Source organism: Sinomonas sp. ASV486, assembly GCF_030908215.1.
In the GTDB taxonomy this organism is placed as follows: Bacteria; Actinomycetota; Actinomycetes; order Actinomycetales; family Micrococcaceae; genus Sinomonas; species Sinomonas puerhi.
In genome coordinates this window covers 46,396-68,752 of the sequence record NZ_JAVFJK010000012.1, presented here as the reverse complement: position 1 = coordinate 68,752, position 22,357 = coordinate 46,396, and the positions used below count along the sequence as shown (strand labels likewise).

General features: G+C 69.9%; 18 protein-coding genes. 11 read left to right on the top strand and 7 right to left on the bottom strand.

The window, feature by feature from the left end:
• Positions 1-39 precede the first annotated feature (39 nt).
• Positions 40-1,797, bottom strand: coding sequence for an MFS transporter (locus RBS60_RS16390; RefSeq protein ID WP_307958663.1), 1,758 nt, complete (start codon positions 1,795-1,797; stop codon positions 40-42).
• 243 nt (positions 1,798-2,040) lie between these two features.
• Between RBS60_RS16390 and RBS60_RS16385 the strand changes: the two genes are divergently transcribed.
• Genes RBS60_RS16385 through RBS60_RS16360 form a run of 6 tightly spaced genes read left to right on the top strand, consistent with a single transcriptional unit; the run spans position 2,041 to position 8,846 of the window.
• Positions 2,041-3,078 carry a phosphotriesterase gene (locus RBS60_RS16385; RefSeq protein WP_307958662.1) on the top strand — a complete coding sequence of 346 codons (1,038 nt, stop codon included), beginning with the start codon at positions 2,041-2,043 and terminating at the stop codon, positions 3,076-3,078.
• A gap of 3 nt (positions 3,079-3,081) precedes the next feature.
• The gene (locus tag RBS60_RS16380) at positions 3,082-4,035 is read left to right on the top strand and encodes a phosphotriesterase (RefSeq protein ID WP_307958661.1); all 954 of its coding nucleotides are present in this window, start codon (positions 3,082-3,084) and stop codon (positions 4,033-4,035) included.
• A gap of 22 nt (positions 4,036-4,057) precedes the next feature.
• Entirely contained in the window at positions 4,058-5,206 is a 1,149-nt protein-coding gene (locus RBS60_RS16375; protein ID WP_307958660.1) for an NAD(P)/FAD-dependent oxidoreductase, read from the top strand.
• Positions 5,207-5,210: 4 nt separating this feature from the next.
• Positions 5,211-6,158 carry an alpha/beta hydrolase gene (locus tag RBS60_RS16370; RefSeq protein ID WP_307958659.1) on the top strand — a complete coding sequence of 316 codons (948 nt, stop codon included), beginning with the start codon at positions 5,211-5,213 and terminating at the stop codon, positions 6,156-6,158.
• Positions 6,155-7,129, top strand: a complete 975-nt coding sequence (locus RBS60_RS16365; RefSeq protein WP_307958658.1) for an MBL fold metallo-hydrolase — start codon at positions 6,155-6,157, stop codon at positions 7,127-7,129. Before RBS60_RS16370 ends, RBS60_RS16365 begins: the two co-directional genes overlap by 4 nt.
• Positions 7,122-8,846, top strand: coding sequence for a CocE/NonD family hydrolase (locus RBS60_RS16360; RefSeq protein WP_307958657.1), 1,725 nt, complete (start codon positions 7,122-7,124; stop codon positions 8,844-8,846). Before RBS60_RS16365 ends, RBS60_RS16360 begins: the two co-directional genes overlap by 8 nt.
• Before the next feature lie 92 nt (positions 8,847-8,938).
• On the opposite strand, the gene map is transcribed toward RBS60_RS16360, so the two are convergent.
• Together map and RBS60_RS16350 are read right to left on the bottom strand one after the other, a co-directional pair.
• Positions 8,939-9,721 carry a type I methionyl aminopeptidase gene (map, locus tag RBS60_RS16355; protein WP_307958656.1) on the bottom strand — a complete coding sequence of 261 codons (783 nt, stop codon included), beginning with the start codon at positions 9,719-9,721 and terminating at the stop codon, positions 8,939-8,941.
• Positions 9,718-10,377, bottom strand: a complete 660-nt coding sequence (locus tag RBS60_RS16350; protein ID WP_307958655.1) for a TetR family transcriptional regulator — start codon at positions 10,375-10,377, stop codon at positions 9,718-9,720. The genes map and RBS60_RS16350 overlap by 4 nt, the downstream gene beginning before the upstream one ends.
• Positions 10,378-10,508: 131 nt before the next feature.
• Here RBS60_RS16350 and RBS60_RS16345 point away from each other — a divergent pair, with 131 nt between their 5' ends.
• From RBS60_RS16345 to RBS60_RS16330, 4 genes are all read left to right on the top strand, one after another.
• On the top strand, positions 10,509-11,999 hold the full coding sequence (locus RBS60_RS16345; protein WP_307958654.1) for an MDR family MFS transporter: 1,491 nt from the start codon (positions 10,509-10,511) through the stop codon (positions 11,997-11,999).
• Between the two features lie 17 nt (positions 12,000-12,016).
• Positions 12,017-13,699 carry an ATP-binding cassette domain-containing protein gene (locus RBS60_RS16340; protein ID WP_307958653.1) on the top strand — a complete coding sequence of 561 codons (1,683 nt, stop codon included), beginning with the start codon at positions 12,017-12,019 and terminating at the stop codon, positions 13,697-13,699.
• Between the two features lie 42 nt (positions 13,700-13,741).
• Positions 13,742-14,290 carry an N-acetyltransferase family protein gene (locus RBS60_RS16335; RefSeq protein ID WP_307958652.1) on the top strand — a complete coding sequence of 183 codons (549 nt, stop codon included), beginning with the start codon at positions 13,742-13,744 and terminating at the stop codon, positions 14,288-14,290.
• Positions 14,291-14,463: 173 nt separating this feature from the next.
• Entirely contained in the window at positions 14,464-16,515 is a 2,052-nt protein-coding gene (locus RBS60_RS16330; RefSeq protein WP_307958651.1) for a penicillin-binding transpeptidase domain-containing protein, read from the top strand.
• 28 nt (positions 16,516-16,543) lie between these two features.
• Here the strand turns inward: RBS60_RS16330 and RBS60_RS16325 are convergent, their stop codons facing one another.
• Complete coding sequence (locus tag RBS60_RS16325; RefSeq protein ID WP_307958650.1) at positions 16,544-17,614, bottom strand: FUSC family protein; 1,071 nt, start codon at positions 17,612-17,614, stop codon at positions 16,544-16,546.
• Positions 17,615-17,677: 63 nt separating this feature from the next.
• Positions 17,678-18,199, bottom strand: coding sequence for a MarR family transcriptional regulator (locus tag RBS60_RS16320; protein ID WP_307958649.1), 522 nt, complete (start codon positions 18,197-18,199; stop codon positions 17,678-17,680).
• A 163-nt stretch (positions 18,200-18,362) separates the two neighbouring features.
• Between RBS60_RS16320 and RBS60_RS16315 the strand changes: the two genes are divergently transcribed.
• Complete coding sequence (locus RBS60_RS16315) at positions 18,363-19,616, top strand: MFS transporter (protein WP_307958648.1); 1,254 nt, start codon at positions 18,363-18,365, stop codon at positions 19,614-19,616.
• Between the two features lie 76 nt (positions 19,617-19,692).
• On the opposite strand, the gene RBS60_RS16310 is transcribed toward RBS60_RS16315, so the two are convergent.
• The gene (locus tag RBS60_RS16310; protein WP_307958647.1) at positions 19,693-20,349 is read right to left on the bottom strand and encodes a hypothetical protein; all 657 of its coding nucleotides are present in this window, start codon (positions 20,347-20,349) and stop codon (positions 19,693-19,695) included.
• Positions 20,350-20,356: 7 nt separating this feature from the next.
• Positions 20,357-22,354 carry an ABC transporter permease gene (locus RBS60_RS16305; RefSeq protein ID WP_307958646.1) on the bottom strand — a complete coding sequence of 666 codons (1,998 nt, stop codon included), beginning with the start codon at positions 22,352-22,354 and terminating at the stop codon, positions 20,357-20,359.
• Positions 22,355-22,357: the final 3 nt, after the last annotated feature.

Genomic DNA, 22,357 nt, shown 5'->3' with positions numbered 1-22,357 from the left:
AAGTTGGAATTGGTCTGGTGGGGGCTTCGGGAGGGCCGGTCAGTCCCTGGAGGTCACGGCGGCCGCATCGGCCGCAGCCTCGGCGTTGGCCTCGGTGGTCTCTGCGATCGCATCAGCGGAGGGTGCCGTCGAGCGCCCGGAGATGAAGAGGGTCAGGAGGGCGGAGACCGTCGCCGCGACGGCGGCCACGAGGTACACCATCTGGAAGCCCTGGCCCAGCGATGTGCCGGCTACACCTTGGATCTGGTGCTGGACTGCGCCGAGGGCGCCGACCATGCCGCTGACTGCCTGCTGGGGCGCGCCCCCGGCAAGCGCTTGACCTGAGAACTGCGCGATGACGCCATCCCAGCCCGAGAGGAATCCGAGCGGCGGTATCTGGGACAGCCCGGCGACGGCGTCCGCGGGCAGCCCGGCCCCGTTGAGGATGCCGGCGAGGGGGCCTGCGAAGACCGACGCGCCGATGCTGAACGCGATGGCGGAGCCGATCACCGGACCGAGGGCGAACCCGAGGTCGCGCAGGAGGTTCGTCGTGGCCGAGGCCATGCCGATGTCCTTCGGCTGGACGGTGTTGATCGCGACGGCGGTGATGGCACCGATCGTGAGTGCGAAGCCGATGCCGAGGAACAGGAGGGGAAGGATGAAGGCCGTCCACGGGGTGCCGCCGAACTGCTCCGGGACGCCGAGGGAGAACGTGGAGAGCCAATAGCCGGACAAGGCCATGAAGGCGAAGCCGGCGGTGAGCGCCCAGCGCGGCGCAACGTGGTGGATGAGCCACCCCACCACGGGGATCAGGAGGAAGGCGGGACCCTGGATGAAGACGAACAGCACGCCCACCTTCCAGGTGTCTGCCAGCGCGAGCCCGCCGACGGCGACGCTGGTGCTGAAGGCGATCGCGAGGAACGCGAACATGCCGGTGACAGCGACGATTCCGGTGATCGAGTAGGCGCTGTTCTTGAACAGTGAGAGGTGGATGAGCGGCTGGCGGGTCCGCGACTCGATGACCACGAAGAGGACGAGCAGGATGCCGCCCACGACGTAGCTCGCGATGACCTCGGGCGAGCCGAAGCCCGCATCGACAGCCTGGACCGTCGCGAAGAGGACAGCGATGAGGCCGAGCGCGAGGGTGGACTGCCCCGGGAGGTCGAGCTTCCGTCCCTGGGGGGCGGCGGAGTCAGTGGCGCGGACCGCAACGACGAGGACGACGACGGCGAGTGCGGCCGCGACGTAGTAGGCGACGCGCCAGCCGTGAAACACGGCCGTAGCGCCTTCCGGTGCTCCGGCCGCGCTGGGAACCGTGAAGATCTGCGCGGTGAGGCCTGCGAGCACGGGGGAGATGACTGCGCCGAGCGAGAGGAAGCCCGCCCACGTGGCGATGGCCCGCGCCCGCGCCCGGTGGTCCGGCGTGATGGCGGCGATCATCGAGAGCGAGATGGGGAAGAGGATGCCGGCACCGATGCCGCCGATCGCCTGGGCGAAGATCATCATCCCGGTGGTCGGCGCGAGCGCGGCGAGGACGGAGCCGACGGCGGTGGCTGCCGCGCCCGCGTAGAGGAGCTTCTTCCGTCCGAACAGGTCGCCGAGGAGCCCCCAGCTGAGCTCGAAGACGACGATTCCCATCATGAACATGCCCGCGATCCAAGTCAGGCCCGCGCCCGACGTATGGAAGTCGTTGGCGAACGTGCCGTTGAGGGCGCCGGGCAGGGCGTTGGTGATCTGGGCGAGGGTGACTGCGCTGTAGGCGGCCACGAACGTGGCACGTGCCGAGCCTCCGCCCGGCGTCGTGCTGACCTGACTCATCGATGAAACTCCTTCGTTTCCAAGTGAGGAAGAGGGGTGTGCTGCACCACAGTTTGCCTGTATCTTTACATAGTGTCAAGAGTCACAACGTGATGCATGATTTGCGGACGTGACGATGGAAACGCGATGGAAAGTTTCTTGACATCATGTAAAGAGAGTGTGATGCTAGGCACAGTACGCCGGGCTCCCGCCGGGCGTTTCCCCTTCCCCAAGCCCCCGTCCCCAAGCTCCAAAGGAGAGGCCTTGAGTCACCCCACAGCCATCGCCCTCGGCGATATCCACACGGACGAGCCGCGCCCCGGCACGTCCGTCAATACTGTGCTGGGCCCGATCCCCGCCGACGAGCTGGGGGTGGTCGCGGTCCACGAGGCGCTGCTCTCGGTGGTCCCGGGCGCCGAGTACGCGTTCGACGTCACGATGGACCGCGCCGAGATCTTCGAGGCCCTGGCGGCCAAGCTCGCGGACTTCCGCGAGCACGGCGGAACGGCCATCGTTGACAGCACGGGCATGTTCCACGGCCGCGACGTCCTGCTCCTCGAAGCGCTCTCGCGCAGCACCGGCGTGCACATCGTCGCCTCGACGGGCATGGGCCCGGAGGAGATGCTCGGGGGCTACTTCCTCACGCCGCAGACCAATCCGCCCACGCCGTGGCCGGCCGAGAAGTTCGCTGTCCTCTTCACCAAGGAGGTCACGGAGGGCATGGTGGTGCCGCGCGTCGAGCGGCGCGGCGCCGCTGGGCTGGTGGCCACCGCTGCCACCCGCGCGGGCATGACGCCCACGGACGAGAGCCTGTTCCGCGGCGCGGCCCGGACCGCCCTCGCCACGGGGGTCCCGCTCTCGATCCGCTACGGCAAGGATGCCGTCGCCGAGCTCGAGGTCGTCCTGAACGAGAAGCTCCCGGCCGCCCGCGTCGTCGTCGGCGGTCTCGACCGCAAGGATGCGGTCGCTGCGGGGGCGCCACTCGCCGTCGCCCGTCGGGGCGCCTTCGTCGCGTTCGACCATGTGGGCCTGGACGACGACGCCGACCACCTCACCGACGCCGAGCGGGTTGCCGCGGTGCTCGAGCTCGTCGCGGTTGGCCACGCGGACCGCATCCTGCTCTCGTCCAACGCGATCGGCGTCGCGAAGGGCCAGCCCGACTCGGACGTGCCCTTCAGCTACGTCCTCTCAGCATTCATGCCCCTCCTGGCGGCGCAGGGCCTGAGCGACGAGGACGCCCAGCGCATCCTCGTGGACAACCCGCGCGACCTCCTGGCCCTCTCGATCACAAAGGCTGCGTGACCCATGTCCAAGGTGAACACGGTCCTGGGAACCATTCCCGCCGAAGAACTCGGCCTCGTGGCCATCCACGAGCACATCGGCTACGGCATGCCCGGCTCAGAGCTGGACACTACGTGGTGGAAGACCCCCGAGCAGCGGTACGAGGAGACCGTGCCGAAGCTCCGCGCCTTCCATGAGAACGGCGGCGGGACGTTCGTGGACGCGACCGGGATCTGCAATGGCCGCGACGTGGACTACTACAAGTCCCTCTCGGCGAAGACCGGCGTGCACATCGTCGCGTGCACCGGGTTCGTGGGCGGGGACACGGCCCTCCCGCACTTCGCGAACGCGTCCGTCGAGTACCTCGCGGCCCAGTTCGTCCACGAGATCACCGTGGGTATCGGCGGCACCGGTGCCAAGGCGGGCGTCATCAAGGTCGGCGTGAGCCGGGGCGGGCGCATGACTGACTTGGACAAGAAGATCTACCGCGCCGCCGCCCGCGCTGCAGTGCAGACCGGTGTGCCGATCCTGACCCACCTCGCGATCGACGCCGAGCCCGCCATCGCGATCTTCCGCGAGGAAGGCCTTCCGCTGGACCGCGTGCTCTTCGGCCACGTCGACGACGGCGTGAACGCCGAGAAGACCCAGGACACCTGGATCGTCGAGCAGGGCGGACGCCTCGGCTTCGACACGTTCGGCTACGAGACCGAGCTGCCCGATCCGCCCTTCTGGGCCCGGCCGCGCAACAAGCGGCTCGAGCACTTCTTGCGCTTCGTCCAGGGCGGCCAGGCCGACCGGGTCCTCGCCTCCGCCGACGCGAACTGCAGCCCGCTGGGCTGGCCCGGCGTCAAGGGCCACACCGTGAACTACATCTTCGAGCAGCTCATCCCCGACCTGCGCAAGGCCGGCGTCGACGAGGAGACCATCACCAAGATCTTCGTCGAGAGCCCCGCCGACTTCCTGAGCATCAAGAACTGACTTCCCAGAAAGAGACCCAGCCATGAACTCTTCAATGCTGAAGAACCTGAACATCGCCATCATCGGGGCCGGCTACGCCGGAGCCGCCTCGGCCAAGGCCCTGAGCCTGCTGGGCGCGAACGTCACCGTCTACGAGCAGGCCGGCCAGACCCGCGAGGTCGGCGCCGGCATCGGCCTGCGCCCCAACTCCATGGAGCGTTTCCGCCAGTGGGGGATCCGTGACGCGATCGCCGCCGTCTCCTCCCCGAGCGACTACTTCGAGATCCTGACCGCCACCGGCGAGCCGATCATGAAGGACTCCTGGCCCGAGATCGAGAAGTACGGCCCCACGCACCTCATCCACCGCGGCGACTTCATCGAGGCCCTCATCGGCGTGCTCCCCGAGGGCATGGTCAAGCTGGGCCACAAGCTCGAGAAGATCGAGGCCGCCGAAGGCATTGACAGGGACAAGTCCGTCCTGACCTTCACCAACGGCGCCGTCGTCGAGGCCGACCTCGTGGTCGGCGCCGACGGCATCAAGTCCGTGGTGCGCGAGCAGCTCTTCAGCGACAAGGGCCCGGTCTTCTCCGGCGAGCACGCCTACCGCGCCGTCATCGACGCCGACGCCACGCACGGCCTGACCATCGATGACAACCTGCGCATGTACATCGGCCACGGCACGAAGGTCTACTTCCTGCCGCTGCGCCACCGCAATCAGGTCTCCTTCGACATCACGGTCCTGAACCCGGAGAGCACGTGGGCGCCGTCCATCACGAAGGAGGACCTCCTCAAGACCGTCGAGGGCTTCGACCAGCGCATCGTGGACATCACCCGCGAGCTCGACATGGACACTGTGAATGTCCGCGCGGTCTACGACATCGACCCCGTCGACGTCTGGCACTCCGACTCCGTTGTCCTCGTCGGCGACGCCGCCCACTCGATGCTCCACCACCAGGGGCAGGGCGCCAACTCCGCGATCCTCGACGCCGGCGCCCTCGCCGACGCCCTCGCCGAGGCCGACACGGTCAAGGAGGCGCTCGCGCAGTACCAGGCCACCCGCAAGCCCGTCACCGACGAGCTGCAGCGCATCTCGCGCCAAGGCTGGAGCGAAGACGAGGTCAACTCCGTCTTCCCCGGCCAGAAGCCCGAGTCCCAGCAGCAGTCGGCACCGGCCGAGACCGTCGAGGCCTGAGCCCATGGCGCTGCATCCAGAGATCGCCCGTATCGTCGCGAGTCTCCCGTCCCCGCCGCCGGGCCCGATTGATCCTGCCGTGCTCCGTGCAGACGAGGAGTCGCACGTCGCCGCCCCCGCCGACCGCCTCCCGCTGCACGCGGTCGACGACGCCGTGGCCGCCACGCCGTCGGGCGACGTCCCGGTCCGGATCTACACGCCCACCGAAGCCGACGCGCACGGGGTCATCGTGTACTTCCACGGCGGCGCGTTCTTCCTCGGAAGCCTCGACACCCACGACCACGTGGCCCGTGCGCTGGCCACGGAGACCGGCCTCAAGGTCATCTCCGTCGGGTACCGCCGGGCCCCGGAGGCCGCCTTCCCCGCCGGCCTGACTGACTGCTACGGCGTGGTCCGCTGGGCCGCCGAGCACGGCGAGCTCCTCACGTGGGACGGGACCACGCTCGCCGTGGCCGGCGACAGTTCCGGCGGCACGTTCGCCGCCGCCGTCGCTGCCATGGCGCATGACGACGGCTTCGACCGGATCACCCACCAGATCCTCTACTACCCGTCCCTGGACCTCGACTTCGACGAGGCCCGCTATGCCTCGCTGTGGGAGAACGCGGTCGGCTACGGCCTCGAGACCGCGGGCCTGAAGCCGTTCAACGCGTTCTACCTCGACAGCGGCGCCGATCCCGCCGACCCGCTCGTTTCCCCGATCAAGCGTGAGGACCTCACCGGCCTCCCGGCGGCCCTCATCCTCACCGCGGAGTTCGACCCGCTGCGGGACGAGGGCGAGCTCTACGGCCGGCGCCTCGCGGAGGCGGGCGTCGACGCGACCGTCACGCGGTACGCGGGCGCTAACCACGGTTTCGTGGCGAACTTCGGCTGGATCCCCGAGTACGCCGCGGCCTTCGCCCAGACCCGGGACTTCCTGGCCGGCGTCCTGGCCTCGAAGGCGGGCGGACGATGAACGGCGCAGCCACCGTCCACCCACTCGTCTCGCCGTGGGGCCGGTTCGGCCTCTACAGCTACTTCATCGACGCGCCCGAGCCGGCGATCGTCGACACGGGCATCGCTTCCTCCCCCCGGGAGGGCATGGTCCCCGCGCTTGAGCAGCTGGGCCGCAGCATCGACGAGATCAAGTGGATCTTCCTCACCCACGGCCACATCGACCACCTCGGTGGCGCGAAGGCCCTCTGGGAGCTCACCGGAGGCCGCGCCAAGGTCGTGATCCATGAGGCCGACGCGCACATGCTCCGCTCGCGAGACGGGCACGTCGAGGAGTACGCCGCGGGTCGCCAGAAGTACCTCAAGAACCCTGACGGCGTGCAGCAGCAGGCCCAGACCGCCGCGTCGGCCATCTCCGGCGAGATGGAGCCCGCTGTCCTCGTCCACGGCGGCGAGATCATCTCCCTTGGCGGGGACGTGACGCTATCGGTTCATCCTGTGCCCGGCCACACGCCCGGGTCGGTGGCCTACCGCCTCGCCACGCCGAATCTCAGCGGCGAGAACTCCGTGTTTGTCGGCGACGCCGTCCAGATCCACGGAGCGGCGAACCGGTTCCCTGGCTACACCGACCCGGACGCCTACCGCTCGAGCCTTGAGTACCTCCGGGACGAGGTGCGCCCCGAGCGCCTGTACCTCGGGCACCCGTACCGCGGCGCGGACGGCGAGCCGTACGGCGTCGAACTCGACTCCGCGCAGGCTCACCGCGCGCTCGAGGAGAGCCTCGCGCTCGAGGCGCGCATCCGCGGCGCCGTCGAACGCTATGTGCACGACGGCGTCGTCGAGACTGAGTCTCCCTACTCGCCGTTCGAGCGGGTCGCCCGGGAGCTCGGCTACGACGGCGACCCGACCCTCGAGCCGTCCCCGTTCTTCACGACCCTCGACGGCTACCTGACCCGCGCCCTTCAGAACCAGGAGCATTCCATCCATGGCTGAGTACCAGACCATCGACGCGGGCGGCCACAGCATCGCCGTCCGCAAGCACCTCCGCGCCCCGATGCGGGACGGCGTCGAGCTCGCCCTCGACGTGTACCACGGCACCGAGGACGCGCCGCGGCCGGCGCTGGTGGCGCTGAGCCCGTACGGCAAGGAGCTGCAGGCCCTCGCCCTGACCATGCCGCCACAACGGCGACCGAGCCCGATGTGGGACGGCTGCATCGAGGCCGGGGACATCGCCCGGGTGGTCGGCGAGGGCTACGCCCACGTGATCGGGGACCTGCGCGGCTCCGGCGATTCGGGCGGGGAGCACATCGGCAACTACAACGCCGGCGGCGTATCTCTGGGCCAGGACGCGTACGACTTCATCGAGTGGGTCGCCGAGCAGCCGTGGTGCGACGGCAACGTGGGCATGATCGGCATCTCCTACTTCGGGTCCATGCAGATCCTCGCCGCGGCCGAGCGGCCCCCGCACCTGAAGGCGATCTTCGTCTCCGGCGGCCACTACGACTTCTACGAGACCACGTACCACGGCGGCGTCATGTGGTTCATGCCGCGTGCCGCGCGCGAGGGCCGCGGCGGCGACTCCGGGTGGGCGTTCACGGACCGGGTGAAGTCCCGCATGCTCGAGCAGTATTCGCCGGAGGAGATCAAGAAGCTCGTCGCGGAGCGGCTCGCGGATCCGGACGTGGCCGCGTGGCCGAACCTGGTCCACACGCTGAACTACCCGAAGAACCACGAGGCGTGGTTCGACATCGTGATGAACGAGCTCGACGGCGAGTGGTACGAGGAGCGCAACCCGGTCAACCTCGCGAAGAACATCGACATCCCGGTCTACCTCCAGCTCGACCAGGGCCGAGGCTGGACGCTGGACGGCACGATCGAGCTGTTCAACACCCTCAAGGGCCCCAAGAAGCTGGACATCGGCCCGTACCCGCCCATGCAGTCGCGCCCCTTCATCGAGGAGCACGAGAAGATGTTCCGCTGGTACGACTACTGGATCAAGGGCATCGACAACGGCATCATGGACGAGCCGGAGGTCTCGGTGTTCGTCGAGGGCTCCCGCGAGCACGTCACCGGCACCGCCTTCCCGCCCAAGGACATCGAGTACCGCCCGCTGTACCTCCGCCCGCGCCGCAAGCTCTCGGCCGAGCCCGAGCCCATGGGCACCGCCCACGCCGCACCGGACGGGTTCTACCAGGCCCCGCTCACCGTCACGGACAAGGTCGAGGTCCTCTCCTGGACTACAGAGGCGTTCGAGGAGCGCACCGAGATGATGGGCACCGGCGCCGCGCACCTGTTCGCCGAGATCGACCAAGACGACACGAACTTCATCCTGCGCCTGTGGGACACGGCCCCGAACGGCAAGCGGCAGCTCATCACCACGGGCTACCTCAAGGCCTCGCACCGCGAGCTCGACGAGCGCACCACCGAGGGCAGCCCGTATCACCCGCACACCCGCACCGTGCCCGTGGAGCCGGGGAGGATCGAGGAGTACGTGGTGCGGCTTTACCCGTTTGCGAACACGTTCCTGCCGGGCCACCGGCTCACGGTGGAGCTCTCCAACGACGAGCCCCTCGTGGACGAGCACAACTCGCTCCTGCCACCGGACGCGTTCCACCTCCCCGTGGGCCGGCCCGTGACGCACAAGGTCTACCGAGACGCGACGCACCCGTCCCGGCTCGTGCTGCCGTTCACGACGCGCACTGCGGAGTAGGGCCGGATTCCGGCGCAAGGCGGCGTACGACGGCGGGCGGGCACCCGACGTCGTACGCCGCCCTTCCGTGCGTGGGGGGACGCCGGGTGGTCTCAGCCCTGAGCCTGCCGCGGCAGGGTGATGATCTCGGCCCTGTCCTCCGTCACGGCGATCGTGTGCTCGCTGTGCGCCGTCCGGGAACCCGTTGCGCTCCGGAGCGTCCACCCGTCGGCATCGGTGACGAGCTCGGCGGTGTCCGCCATGACCCACGGCTCCAGGGCGAGCAGCAGCCCGGGGCGCAGCCGGTAGCCGCGGCCGGGGCGTCCCGTGTTCGGAATGTGCGGGTCCTGATGCATGGTCGATCCGATGCCGTGGCCCCCGAACAGGGTGTTGACCGGGTACCCCGCCTCGCTCAGGATCGAGCCGATGGCCGCGGAGATGTCGCCGATCTGGGCGCCGGGGCGGGCCGCGGCGATGCCCGCGTCCAGCGCGCGTTCGGTAGCGGCGATCAAAGCCACGCTCTCGGGGGGCCGTGAGTCGCCCACGATGAAGCTGATGGCAGAGTCCGCGGCGACGCCGCCCTTGCTGACGGCGAGGTCGAGCGTCAGCAGGTCGCCGTCTGCCAGCAGGTAGTCGCGCGGCAGCCCGTGGAGCACGGCGTCGTTGACGGACGTGCAGATGTAGTGCCCGAACGCGCCCCGGCCGAAGGACGGCTCATAGTCCACATAGCAGGACACCGCCCCGTCCTCGATAATCATGGCTCTGGTCCAGTCGTCGATCTCCAGGAGGTTGACGCCGGGGGCGCTGCGACGCTTGAGGGTCTGCAGGATGTCGGCGACGAGCGCACCGGTCTCCCGCGCCTGGGCCAGTTCGGCTGCGGTCAGGATCTCGATCACATCGTCCTCCTCAGGTTGAGCCCTTGCGTGATGTCCCCGGAGCCGACGATGGCGAGCAGGGTCTCGCGCGAGCGGCGGAAGACCTCGAGCGGGTCCGGCGCGTCCCCGTCCCGCACAGTCTCGGCCCATTCCTCCCACGAACTCCTCCACAGGACCACGGCGACCTCGGCCAGAACGCGGATGGCCAGGCGTTCGGCGTTGGGCAGCTGGGGGGTGAGCCGCTCCCGCAGGCGCACCACGAACTCCTGCTCCTGGGCCGCCGCGAGGAGCGCGAGGTCGGGCTCGTTCGCGAGAAGGCGCGTGACGCGGCGGTGGTCCTCGAGGTCCGGGCCGCCCTCGCCCGCGATCACGGCCTCCACGGCGGACCCGACCTCGCGCAGCACGGCGCCGAGGCCTGCAACGCGGGCGGTCTCGGAGACCGTGTGGCTCTGGATCGCCTCGAGCAGGTGTCGTTGGCCGGGGATGGCCGCCTGCTCCTTGGAGGAGAAATAGCGGAAGAACGTGCGCGATGAGATGCCTGCGCGCTCGGCGATCTGCTGGACCGTGGTCCCGCGCACGCCCTGGGCCTCGAAGAGGTCGAGCGCCGCCTCATGGACGTCCTGCTGGGTGTCGCGACGGCGTCGCTCGCGGAGGCCAGGGCGGGATGGCTCGTGCATGGACACCTGTGTATCACGGCTGGATCGGGTGGGCGGGACGTGAGAACGCTCACGTTCATGTCAGCTTACGACAACTTGTCACAACGTGCCATAGTGGAGTGAAATCCCACCCTGCCCCCGGAAAGGCCTCGATGTCTGCTGCCCCGCCGCCCGCTTCCGCCCAGAAGACACCCACCACCCGATCGACCACCGTCGCCATCACTGTCCTGGTCCTCGCGGCCCTCGTGATGATCCTCAACGAGACCGTGCTGAGCGTTGCGCTCCCGCAGCTCATGACCGACTTCGCCGTCAGCGCGGCCACCGCCCAGTGGCTCACCACGGGCTTCATGCTCACCATGGCCGTGGTCATCCCGACCACCGGCTACCTGCTCCAGCGCTTCAGCACGCGCGGCCTCTTCGCCGCCGCGATCCTCTTCTTCCTCGCCGGCACGGCCATCGCGGCCTTCGCCCCGACGTTCGGCGTCATGCTCGTGGCCCGCGTCGTCCAGGCCTTCGGCACGGCGATCATCCTGCCGCTGCTGATGACGACGACGCTCCACTGGGTCGCCCCCTCGCACCGCGGCACGGTGATGGGTCTCAACTCAGTGGTGATCTCCGTCGCTCCGGCCATCGGCCCGACCCTCGCCGGCGTGGTCATGCACAGCTTCAACTGGCGCTGGATCTTCGGCCTCTTGCTCCCGCTCATCGTGATTCTCTGGATCCTCGGCGTCTCCGTGATCCGCATGCCCCACGCGGCGCAGTCCCCGCGCCTCGACGCGCTCTCCGTGGTGCTCTCCGTCTTCGGCTTCGGCGGCCTCGTGTACGGCCTCGCGACCATCGAGACCCTCTTCGAGGGCAGCTGGGCACCCGTGGTCGCGTTCGTCGTCGGCGTCATGGCCCTCACCGTGTTCATCCGCCGCCAGGGCCGACTCACCCGCGAGAGCGGTGGGGCGCTCCTGGACCTTCGCCCCTTCCGCGTGAAGGACTTCCGGGTCTCGCTCGTCGTCATCATGATGGCCATGGGCATGATGCTTGGGACCGTCGTCGTCCTGCCGATCTACCTCCAGGACGGCCTCGCGGTCAGCGTGCTCACCACGGGCCTGCTCCTGCTCCCGGGTGGCCTCATCCAGGGCATCATCTCGCCGATCATCGGCCGCGTCTACGACCGCATCGGCCCGCGCCCGCTCGTGATCCCGGGCGCCGTCCTCATGGCCGCAGGCCAGTGGTGGTTCACCACGATGGGCCAGAGCACCCCCCTCGCCACGGTCGTTGCGATGCACGTGCTGTTCTCCGTCGGCATGGCCATGGTCATGACCCCGCTCATGACCGTCTCCCTCGGCTCGCTGCCCCGTGAGCTCTATGGCCACGGCAGCGCGATCGTCAACACGATGCAGCAGCTTGCCGGCGCGGCCGGCACCGCCCTGTTCGTGACCGCGCTGAGCGTCGGCGCGGCCGCCGCTGCCGCCGGCACGGGCGTCGCCGAGGCGCTCGCCAACGGCACGCACGGCGCCTTCATCCTCGGCGGCATGGTGTCCCTCGCGGCGATCCTCGTCTCGCTCTTCGTCAAGAGGCTCGCGCCGCACGACGACGGCGCTCCCTCCGCCGTGGTCGACGCACCCGCCGCTGAAGCCGCGAGCGTGTGAACCACTACGCTTGACGGGTGGCCCACCTCGACCTCTCCGGCATCGACTATGTCCTCTCCGACGGCACCCCGCTCCTGAACGGCGTCACGTTCAAGGTCCCAGAGGGCTCAAAGACCGCCCTCATCGGGCCGAACGGCACGGGCAAGACGACGCTGTTCAAGATCATCGCCGGGGATCTCACCCCGGACGAGGGCGTGGTGGGCCGGTCCGGCTCGATGGGTGTCATGCGGCAGTTCATCGGGCAGGTCAGGGATGAATCGACGGTGCGGGACCTCCTCCTGGGGGCCGCGCCGTCGTCCGTCGCCGCCGCGGGCCGCGCGCTCGACGCCGCCGAACTGGCCATGATGGAGGACGACGGCGAGGCCACCCAGATGGCCTACGCGCACGCGATCGCCGAATGGGGCGATGCCGGCGGCTATGAGTGGGAGACCGTCTGGGACGAGGTCACCATGGCCGCGCTCGGGATGCCGTACGAGCGGGCACAGCACCGCGCGGCGTCGACCCTCTCCGGCGGCGAGCAGAAGCGGCTCGTGCTCGAGGCGCTCTTCGCAGGCCCCGACGACCTCCTGCTCCTCGACGAGCCGGACAACTACCTCGACGTCCCGGGCAAGCGCTGGCTCGAGGCGAAGCTCAACGAGTCCCGCAAGACCGTGTTCTTCATTAGCCACGACCGCGAGCTGCTCAACAACGCCGCCCAGCGCATCGTGACGCTCGAGCCCGGCATCAACGGCGCGAGCGCGTGGATCCACGGCGGCGGCTTTGCCTCCTACGTCGAGGCGCGCGCCGAGCGGAACGCCCGCTTCGAGGAGCTGCGCAAGCGCTGGGACGAGGAGCACGCGAAGCTCAAGGAGCTCGTGACCATGTACAAGACGAAGGCCGCCTTCCGCTCCGACATGGCCAACCGCTACCACGCGGCCCAGACCCGACTCGAGAAGTTCCTCGCCGCCGGGCCACCGGAGGCGCTGCCCGTGGAGCAGAACGTGCACATGCGGCTGCGCGGCGGGCGGACCGGAAAGCGCGCGATCGTGGCCGAGAAGCTCGGGCTCACCGGGCTCATGAAGCCGTTCGACGCCGAGATCTGGTTCGGCGACCGGGTGGCCGTGCTGGGCTCGAACGGTTCGGGGAAGAGCCACTTCCTGCGGCTGCTCGCGCTCGGCGGGACCGATCCGGAGCGTGAGCACCAGCCGGTCTCCGATGTCGTGATCGCGCCAGTCTCACACGAGGGGACGGTCAAGCTCGGGGCCCGGATCCGGCCCGGGTACTTCGCCCAGACCCACTCGCGGCCCGACCTCGCCGGCCGGACGCTGCTCGAAATCCTGCACCGGGGCGACGAGCACCGCTCCGGCCTGGCCCGCGAGGCCGCAGCAGGCGCCCTTGACGGGTACGGGCTCGCCGGGCAGGCGGAACAGAAGTACGAATCGCTCTCGGGCGGCCAGCAGGCGCGGTTCCAGATTCTCCTGCTCCAGCTCTCGGGGGCCACACTCCTGCTCCTCGACGAGCCCACCGACAACCTCGACCTGCACTCGGGCGAGGCGCTCGAGCGGGCCATCGACGCGTTCGAGGGCACCGTCCTTGCCGTGACCCACGACCGCTGGTTCGCGCGGTCCTTCGACCGGTTCCTCGTGTTCGGCTCCGACGGCAAGGTCCGCGAGACGACCGGGCCCGTGTGGGACGAGGAGCGGGTGGAACGGGCGCGGTAGGTGATCGGTCTGCGACCATGGGCCGACGCGTAGCATCGCCCCATGGACGCTCCCGCCGGACCGATGCAGCCCACCCGCCCACCCGAATCCACACTCGCCACCCGCCCGGCCACGGCGGCGGACTGGCCGCGCATCCGCGACATCTACGCGGCCGGGATCGAGGCTGGCGATGCGACCTTCGAGTCGGCGCCGCCAGCCACGTGGGAGGCCTTCGCGGCGGCCAAGGAGTTCGTCCTGGTCGCGGAGGACACCGGCGAGGGCGCGGGGCGTGTTCTCGGCTGGACCGGCGCGGGGCGGGTGTCGGCGCGCGCGGTGTACCGCGGCGTCGTCGAGCACTCCCTGTACGTGGACCCGGCCGACGGCGGCCGCGGCATCGGCACCCTGCTCATGCGTGCGCTGCTCGACGAGTCCCGAGCCCACGGGATCTGGACCGTGCAGGCCACGGTCTTCCCCGAGAACGCCGCGAGCCTCGCCCTGCACCGCAAGTTCGGGTTCCGCGAGGTCGGGCGCCGCGAGCGGATCGCGCTCATGCGCCACGGGCCCCTCGCGGGCACATGGCGGGACACAGTGCTGCTCGAGCTGCGGCTCTGAGGCTCGGGCCCGCGCGTTCCAGCCCACTTGTGAGGCCTTGCCTCCGCGCCGCGCGGCGACATACCGTGCATACGGGGGCCTGGAACTCATCAACCGGGCGGGAGCACATGCACTGTCCTTGTGTTCGAGCCCCGCGTCCGAGCCCACATCCGGCGACCGCATAGGCTGTGCCCGTGGGGAAATTCCGAGTGGTCTCTCTGGTCCTTGCCGCCGCCCTCATGGGCGCGGCACTCACCTCGTGCGATGACGGCCGCCAAGCTGCCGCGAAGCAGGCCGGCAGCCAGCTCGCCTCTGCCTTCGCTGCACGGGACGTCAGCGGCGTGCCGATGCAGGGCAAAGAGCCGGTGGCCGCGCAGCAGCAGCTCGAGACCGCCCTCAAGGGCATCGGCGAGGTCAAGCCCGCCGTCACCGCCGGGGAGCCGAAGCTGGACGGCGACAAGGCTGACGTCGCCCTGAACTTCGACTGGAAGCTCGGCGGGCAGGACTGGACGTACACCACGACGGCGCAGCTCATCAGGAGCGGGGACCGATGGCTCACCCAATGGAAGCCGGACCTCCTCGCGCCGCAGCTCGCCGAGACCGAGGTCCTCACCCTCGCGACGCAGGCGCCGCCGCGCGCGGACATCCTCGGCGCGGGGGACGCGAAGCTCGTCACAGCGCGACCCGTGGTGCGCGTAGGCATCGACAAGACGAAGGTCGCCGCGGATCAGCAGGCGGACTCGGCGGCGAAGCTCGCGGACCTGGTGAAGACCGATCCCGGTGAGTACGCGAAGCAGGTCGCGGGCGCCGCCGAGAAGGCATTCGTCGAGGCGATCACGCTCCGCGACGAGGCCAGCAGGACGCCCACCGACGAGCAGATCGCCGCGGTACCCGGCGCCATCACTGTCAAGGACACGATGCCCTTGGCCCCGACGCGGACGTTCGCCCGGCCCGTCCTCGGCGCCGTCGGAGCGGCCACGGCGGAACAGGTCAAGAACTCCGGCGGGGCGGTGCAGGACGGCGACACGACCGGTTCGAGCGGCCTCCAGGCCCAGTACGATTCCCAGCTGCGCGGCCTCGACGGTGTCACCGTCTACGCCCAGCCCGCGGACCTCACGGCCGAGAAGCTCAAGGCGAACCCGGCCGCCCGTCGCACGCTCTTCGACAAGGCGCCCGTCCCCGGCACGCCACTCAAGACCACCATCGACCCCAAGCTCCAGCAGATCGCCGAAGACGAGCTCGCGGGCGTCGCCCCGGCCTCGGCCATCGTCGCGCTGCGCCCCTCCGACGGCGCCCTGCTCGCCGTCGCATCCGGCCCGGGCGGCAACGGGTACAACACCGCGATGCTCGGCCAGTATGCTCCCGGCTCGATCTTCAAGACCGTAGACTCCCTCGCGCTCCTCCGCCAGGGCGGCACCGTGGATACCCGCGTGGACTGCACGTCCACGCTCGTCGTGGACGGCAAGACGTTCCAGAACGCCACGGGATACCCCGAGTCGTCGCTCGGCAACATCACACTGCGCGACGCCTACGCGCACTCGTGCAACACCGCCTTCATCTCGCTGCGGGACAAGCTCTCCCAGGCCCAGCTCGAATCGGCGGCAACCTCCCTCGGCGTGGCCGTCGACGCGCCGAGGCTCGGCGTCCCCGCGTTCCTCGGCTCCGTGCCCGGCGACGCCGGCAGCACCGAGCACGCGGCCTCGATGATCGGCCAGGGCAAGATCCTCTTCTCCCCCCTGGCCGCCGCGATCATGGCCGGCTCCGTCGCGAAGGGCTCGCTGGTCTCGGCGCAGCTCGTGCTCAACGGCCAGACGGGCACGACGGCGGGCGCATCGCCATCCGGGACAGCGTCACCGGCCGCCTCGGCGTCTGCCGGGAGCACGACGGCGGGGGCTGCTTCCAGCGCGACCGGCGGTGCGGCGTCGTCCGCACCCGCAGCGTCCGCGAGCCCGACGGCGCAGGCCGGCCCCCCGCTCAATGCCGCGGAGGCCGCGACGCTGCAGGACATGATGCGTGCCGTCGTGACGAGCGGCCACGCGGGGTTCCTCGCCGACGTGCCAGGCGCTCCGGTAGGCGCCAAGACGGGCACGGCGGAGTTCGGCTCGGACACTCCGCTCAAGACCCACGCGTGGATCATCGGCACGCACGGCGACCTCGCGGTCGCGGTGTTCGTCGACGAGGGCGGTCTCGGCGCTACGGTCTCGGGTCCACTGCTGAAGAACTTCCTCGTGAAGGCGGCTGGCTGAGCACCTGCGGTTCTCATCACATGGCGAGTCAGCCAGCGTCAGAGGCTCGTGGACCGTGCTCAGCCAGCACGCGCGCGGGGGAGCTTGAGACTCCGCCGGCCCCACTGTGACTGGTGGTGAGCAGGATGACGGCAAAGGCGATGGCCGCGCCGATCGTGGTTTCAACTGCGCGATCGGCCACAAGCCCTTGGGAGGGGCTCGCTGCGACGAACCCGGTCATCATGAGGGCAACCGGCGTCATGAACACGAGGGCGATGCTGTAGTGGCGGATAACGAAGACCTCGCCGATGAACTGCAGGCCCGCGAGGAGCACCGCCAAGGGCAGCGCGGCCCAGTGCAGCGTGAGCAGGCCAGCGGTGAGCGCCACCCCGCCGTAGGTGCCCACCACGCGGTGCACGGCCCGGACCAGCCCGCGCGTGGCGTCCGCCGCGGCGATCGGGGCCGCCGCCGCGATCATGGCCCAGTAGGAGTGGCCGAGCCCGAGCGCGGTCGCGAGCGAACCGGCGAGGCCCATGGCCGCAACGTACCGGCCCGCGTGCCGGAGCATTCTGGGCCACGGGGCGTGCGGGTCCTCGAGCAGTCCGCGGTCGGGGTGGTGGCGGTGCGCACGCAGGCGACCCGCGAACCCGATGAGAAGCGCGACGGCGACGCTCGCCGCAGCCGTCGTGGCCGCCTCCCAGAGCTGGCCGTCGAACGGGACGGACGCGCTCGCGGTGAAGGCGAAGAGATAGAAGAACGGGCCGCTCGGGCGCAGGCTGAGGCGGTCGGAGACCACCGAGAGCACCCCGGCGAGGATCGTGGCCAGCCCGGTGACCGCCCACGCCGACGCGTGCGCCGCGGCGAGGGCGACGCCGCCGGCCACGCTGGCACACATGAGGATCCCTGCGTACGTCTGGTGCTTGAGCCTGAGCCAATGCGGCTCCATCCGCCCGTAGACGCCCGTGAGCGCCCCGAACACCGCGTAGATCGTCAGATCCGCCCTGCCCAGGAGGACGAGGGCGATCAGGGGGATGACGATGCCTGCGGCGACGCGGAGTGCGGGGATGCGATGGCCGCGGGCGGGGGGAAGGTGGAAGAACTCTCGGGCATGCTGTTTCACGGCTGAGGGGCGCCTCCTGTGCGTCGCTGGGTATGGGGAAAATGAGGGTCGGTGCGGCCGGCTTCAGGAACCGCCGGACTGCGGCTCGAGGCTCGAGAGCAGGGCGCGCAGGTGCCCAGCCAGGGCGCTGGCAGCCGCGGGGTCCAAGGCGGAGATCAGGCTCTCCTCGAGCCTGAGGACGTCTTCCAGGATGGGCCGAAGCACGCTGGCCGCGTGAGGGGTGAGGCGGATGAGGGTGCCGCGGCCGTCGAACGGATTGGCCTCACGTTCCGCGAGTCCGGCGTCCACGAGCTTCTTGATCCTCTTGGTGGTGCCGGGTCCGGAGATGAGCAGCTCTGCGGCGAGCTCGGTAGGGGCCATCGGCCTCGCGGCGCGGGCCAGCAGCGAGAGCATGTCGAACTCGGCCCTCGTGATGCGGTTGGCGGCCAGCACGGCGTCGCTGCGGAGCTGGATGATCTGGGAGATGCGGTTGATCCGCCCGACGATGTCCACGGCGCCCGTGTCCAGTCCCGGGAAGAGTCGGTTCCACTGGCTGCGGACGCCGTCGACGTAGTCCGTGGGGGCGGTGGGGCTGGCTGAGAACATGCAACTACTTTACTAGATAAGTAGCTAGAAAAGTACTTTGGCTGTGCGAGATTATCTCCATCGATTTGCGGCGTGATCTGATGCGGCGCGCCAAATGGTGATTGAGTAGACCCATGCGATCCACCATCACCTCCACCCACCACGGGATCTGCGTGGCGGCGCCATGAGTACCCGCATCATGTCCCGCGACGCCGTCAGCGTCGCGGCCCTTGCGATCTTCATCGTCTTCGGCACGAACGGCTTCATCTTCGCGAGCTGGGCCGCGCGTATCCCGTCCGTCACGGAAACGCTCGGGCTCTCGACGGGGCAGATGGGGGCCGTGCTCCTCGTGGGTGCCATCGGCTCGCTCGTGTCGCTTCCGCTGACGGGAGCAGTCGTGGACCGGATCGGGCTCAAGGCCACGGTCCGGTTCGGGGGGACCATGGCAGTCGTGGCCGGCGCCGTGATCGCCTCTGGCCTGCTGATCCAGTCCGTGTGGGTCGTGACGGTCGGGATGGTGCTCTTCGGCTCGGGGGTCGCGTTCTGGGACGTCGCGCAGAACATCGGGGGCGCGGACGTCGAGCACCGGCTCGGCCGCACGATCATGCCCAAGCTCCACGCGGCGTTCAGCGGCGGCGCCGTGCTCGGAGCGCTCGTCGGTGCGGGCCTGAGCGCGGCGGGTGTGGCGCTGCCACTGCACCTGTTCGGGATCATGGTGGTCGTCGTGGTGATCATCGCGGTGGTTCCGCGGTACTTCCTTCCGCACGACGCCGGGCACGCGCCCGAGGCTGGAGGCTCGCCTGACCAGCTCGCCGGCGCTGCGACCCCTGTTCCCGAGGCCAGTGGGCCCAAGCCCAACATGCTCGACGCCTGGCGGCACCCGCGCACGGTGCTGATCGGAGTCGTTGTGCTTGGCGCGACCCTCACCGAGGGTGCGGGCAATGACTGGATCTCCAAGGGTGCGGTGGACGGGCTCGGTTCGAGCGAGTCCGCAGGTGCCGGGCTGTTCGCAGTGTTCGTCGGTGCAATGACCCTCGCGCGCTGGTTCGGCGGCCGCGTGATCGACCGGATCGGGAGGGTTGCCGCCCTCCGGATCAGCATGGTCTCCGCGGCGATCGGACTCACAACATATTCCTTGGCAGGCACGTATTGGCTCTCGGCCGTGGGCGCGGTGCTCTGGGGCCTTGGAGCGGCGCTCGCGTTCCCGATGGGGATGTCCGCAGCCGCGGACGACCCGCGGAAGGCGGCCGCACGCGTGGCGGTGGTCTCCACCATCGGCTACATTGCTTTCCTTGCAGGGCCGCCGTTCCTCGGATTCCTCGGCGACCAATTGGGCCTGCGCCACGCGCTCCTCGTGATCCTTGTGCCCATCCTGGTGGCCCTCGCGCTCGCTGGTGTGACCCGCAAGGAGGGCGCGCCCGCCGAAGTCCGCGGTTAGCGTGGACCCCCTTGCGCCGCTGACGGCCTACTCGCCGGCAGGGGAGCGGCCGGGGGGCGGTAGCCTCTCGGTGCGGCTACGGTGTCGGCGCGCCCGACGGAGCGCCCGACGCCGCCGTGGGCGGCGAGGACTGCGCGGCGCCCTGTGACTGCGAGGCGCGGTTCCTGCCGCCGGTCCCGCCGCCGTTCTCACCGGTGCCCGTCTGTCCGACGCCCGTTCCGTTCTGCGTCCCCGTGCCGAACTGGGTCTGGCCCACGCGCCCGCTCACCCCGGAGCGCACATCCACGGCTTTCTGCAGGGCCGCCCCGCCCAGGCCGCCAGCCAGGATGAGGCACACCGCCACGAGCACCTTCGTGAGCCTGCCGGCGCGCCAGCGTGGGGCGGGGACAAACGGCTCGTCGACCGAGTCCGCGGAAAGGGCCGGTCCTGCCGGGAGCAGGCCGTCCGCGGCGACGGGCCCCTCGTGGGGGACCTCGCCACGGCGGTTCGCCATCGGGCTGCCCCACGGCACGGCATCCTCGCGGGTGCCCAGGAGGTCGACCGGCTCAGTGGGTGCCGGGCTGCCCCACGGCACGGCGGCGGGTGCGGCCATGGCTGGGGGGACTGGCGCCAGCGGGGCGTTGCCTTGGGGGACGCCGGCCGCGGGAACCGGGGACGTCGGAACCGGGGACGTGGGGCCCGCGGTGGTGATCCGCTCGGTCGGGGCGGTGGCGTCTGGGGTGTGGTCGCGCATGGGTGCTCTATTCGTAGCGGAGGGCGTCGATGGGGCGGAGCTTGGCGGCCTTGTTGGCCGGGTAGATCCCGAACACGAGGCCGATCCCGGCGGACACGGCCACGCTCAGCCACACGGTCCACCACTGGACTTCGGGACGGATGCCGAAGAGCTGGAAGCTCGAGGCGCCGAAGCCGATGAGGATCCCCACGATGCCGCCGAGCGTCGAGATGATGAGGGACTCGACGAGGAACTGCAGGACGATGTTGCCCCGCGTCGCTCCGATCGCCTTGCGGATGCCGATCTCGCGCGTGCGCTCGGTGACGGTCACGAGCATGATGTTCATGACGCCGATCCCGCCGACGAGGAGGCTGATGCCGGCCACGGCGCTGAGCAGGATCGTGAGGGTCTGCGTCGTGGACGTGGCCGTCGAGAGCACCTGGGCCTGGTTGCGGACCTGGTAGTCGCGGGTGTCGCTCGTGACCTGATGACGAGCATCGAGGATCTGCTGGATCTCGTTCTGCGCCTCGGTCATGACGTCAGCGCTCTTGGCCTGAACGGCGATCGAGGACAGGCTCTGCGTGTAGCCCGTGAAGGTGCCCTGCGCGGTGTCGATCGGGACCATAGCCACGTCATCGGGGTCGTTGAGGCCGCTCGTGCCCTTCGGCGCGAGGACACCGACCACCGTGAAGTCCTGGTTGTTGAGGGAGACGGTCTGACCCACGAGGGAGGCGACGTTCTGCGCGAGGTCCGCGGCCACGCTGTTGCCGAGCACCACGGCACGTTGGCCCGCATCGGCGTCGTCGAGCACGCGGCCCGCCGCGGCCGTGAACGCCGTGATCCCGAAGTACGAGGGCGAGGTCCCCAGCGCCGAGGAGATCGAGTGCGTCGAGGAGCCCAGCGTGGCCGTCACGGACTGCGCCTGGACCACCGGTGCGGCAGTCGCTACGTCCGGCGCAAGCACGGGATCCCCGAGCGACTGCTGGTCTGCAATGGTGAGCGACGTCGAGCGGGTGCGGGTCGCCGTCGCACTGCCGCCCGTGGTCCGGCCGCCGGTGGCGACGGCGCGATTGACGGTCAGCACGTTGGTGCCGAGCTTGCCGATCTGGTCCTTGATCAGGTTCGAGGTACCGGCGCCGACCGCGAGGAGGGTGATGACGGCGCTGATGCCGATCACGATGCCCAGCGTGGTCAGGACGGAGCGCATCTTGTTCGCCGCGATGCCCGAGAGGGCGAACCGGATGGACTCGGCGATCATGCGGCACCGCCCACTGCCGATTCCGTCGGTCCTACGGACGCCCAGACGGAGTCCTCGATGATGCGGCCGTCCTGCATGCGCACCACGCGGTCGGCGCGGGCAGCGACTTCGGGCTCGTGGGTGATCATCACGATCGTGCGGCCGCGGGAGTGCAGCTCCGCGAACAGGTCGAGGATCTCGTGCGAGGAGCGGGTGTCGAGGGCGCCCGTCGGCTCGTCCGCGAGGGAGGAGGACCGGCTGGCCGACGAGGGCGCGCGCGATCGCAACGCGCTGCTGCTGCCCGCCTGAGAGCTGCGAGGGCAGGTGCCCGGCGCGGGAGGAGAGGCCGACGGCGTCGAGGGCCTCGAGCGCGAGCTCGTGGCGTTCGCGGCGGTGCACCTTGCGGTACGCGAGCGGCATGGCCACGTTGTCGACGGCGCGTGTGCGGGGGATGAGGTTGAAGCTCTGGAACACGAAGCCGATCTTGCGGTTGCGGATCTGTGCGAGCTGGTACTCGTCGAGCTCGCCGGTCTGGATCCCGTCCATGAGGTACTGGCCGGTGCTCGGCGCGTCGAGGCATCCGATGATGTTCATCATCGTCGACTTCCCCGAGCCCGAGGCGCCTACGATCGCCACGAACTCGCCGCGCTGGATGGTCAGGTTCACGCCGTCGAGCGCACGGACCTCCGCTTCGCCCTGGCCGTAGACCTTGCGGATGCTGTTCAGGGCGATGACCGGGCGGGGTCCCGGTGCCTGAGCGAAGCCGGGCTGACCCGCGTCGAAACCCACGCC

What these genes read in the sequence shown, in the direction of transcription:
- RBS60_RS16390 (WP_307958663.1), bottom strand. Translation starts at nt 1,797, where the DNA reads ATGAGTCAGGTCAGCACGACGCCGGGCGGAGGCTCGGCACGTGCCACG.
- RBS60_RS16380 (WP_307958661.1), top strand. Translation starts at nt 3,082, where the DNA reads ATGTCCAAGGTGAACACGGTCCTGGGAACCATTCCCGCCGAAGAACTC.
- RBS60_RS16375 (WP_307958660.1), top strand. Translation starts at nt 4,058, where the DNA reads ATGAACTCTTCAATGCTGAAGAACCTGAACATCGCCATCATCGGGGCC.
- RBS60_RS16370 (WP_307958659.1), top strand. Translation starts at nt 5,211, where the DNA reads ATGGCGCTGCATCCAGAGATCGCCCGTATCGTCGCGAGTCTCCCGTCC.
- RBS60_RS16365 (WP_307958658.1), top strand. Translation starts at nt 6,155, where the DNA reads ATGAACGGCGCAGCCACCGTCCACCCACTCGTCTCGCCGTGGGGCCGG.
- RBS60_RS16360 (WP_307958657.1), top strand. Translation starts at nt 7,122, where the DNA reads ATGGCTGAGTACCAGACCATCGACGCGGGCGGCCACAGCATCGCCGTC.
- RBS60_RS16350 (WP_307958655.1), bottom strand. Translation starts at nt 10,377, where the DNA reads ATGCACGAGCCATCCCGCCCTGGCCTCCGCGAGCGACGCCGTCGCGAC.
- RBS60_RS16345 (WP_307958654.1), top strand. Translation starts at nt 10,509, where the DNA reads ATGTCTGCTGCCCCGCCGCCCGCTTCCGCCCAGAAGACACCCACCACC.
- RBS60_RS16335 (WP_307958652.1), top strand. Translation starts at nt 13,742, where the DNA reads ATGGACGCTCCCGCCGGACCGATGCAGCCCACCCGCCCACCCGAATCC.
- RBS60_RS16320 (WP_307958649.1), bottom strand. Translation starts at nt 18,199, where the DNA reads ATGTTCTCAGCCAGCCCCACCGCCCCCACGGACTACGTCGACGGCGTC.
- RBS60_RS16315 (WP_307958648.1), top strand. Translation starts at nt 18,363, where the DNA reads ATGAGTACCCGCATCATGTCCCGCGACGCCGTCAGCGTCGCGGCCCTT.
- RBS60_RS16310 (WP_307958647.1), bottom strand. Translation starts at nt 20,349, where the DNA reads ATGCGCGACCACACCCCAGACGCCACCGCCCCGACCGAGCGGATCACC.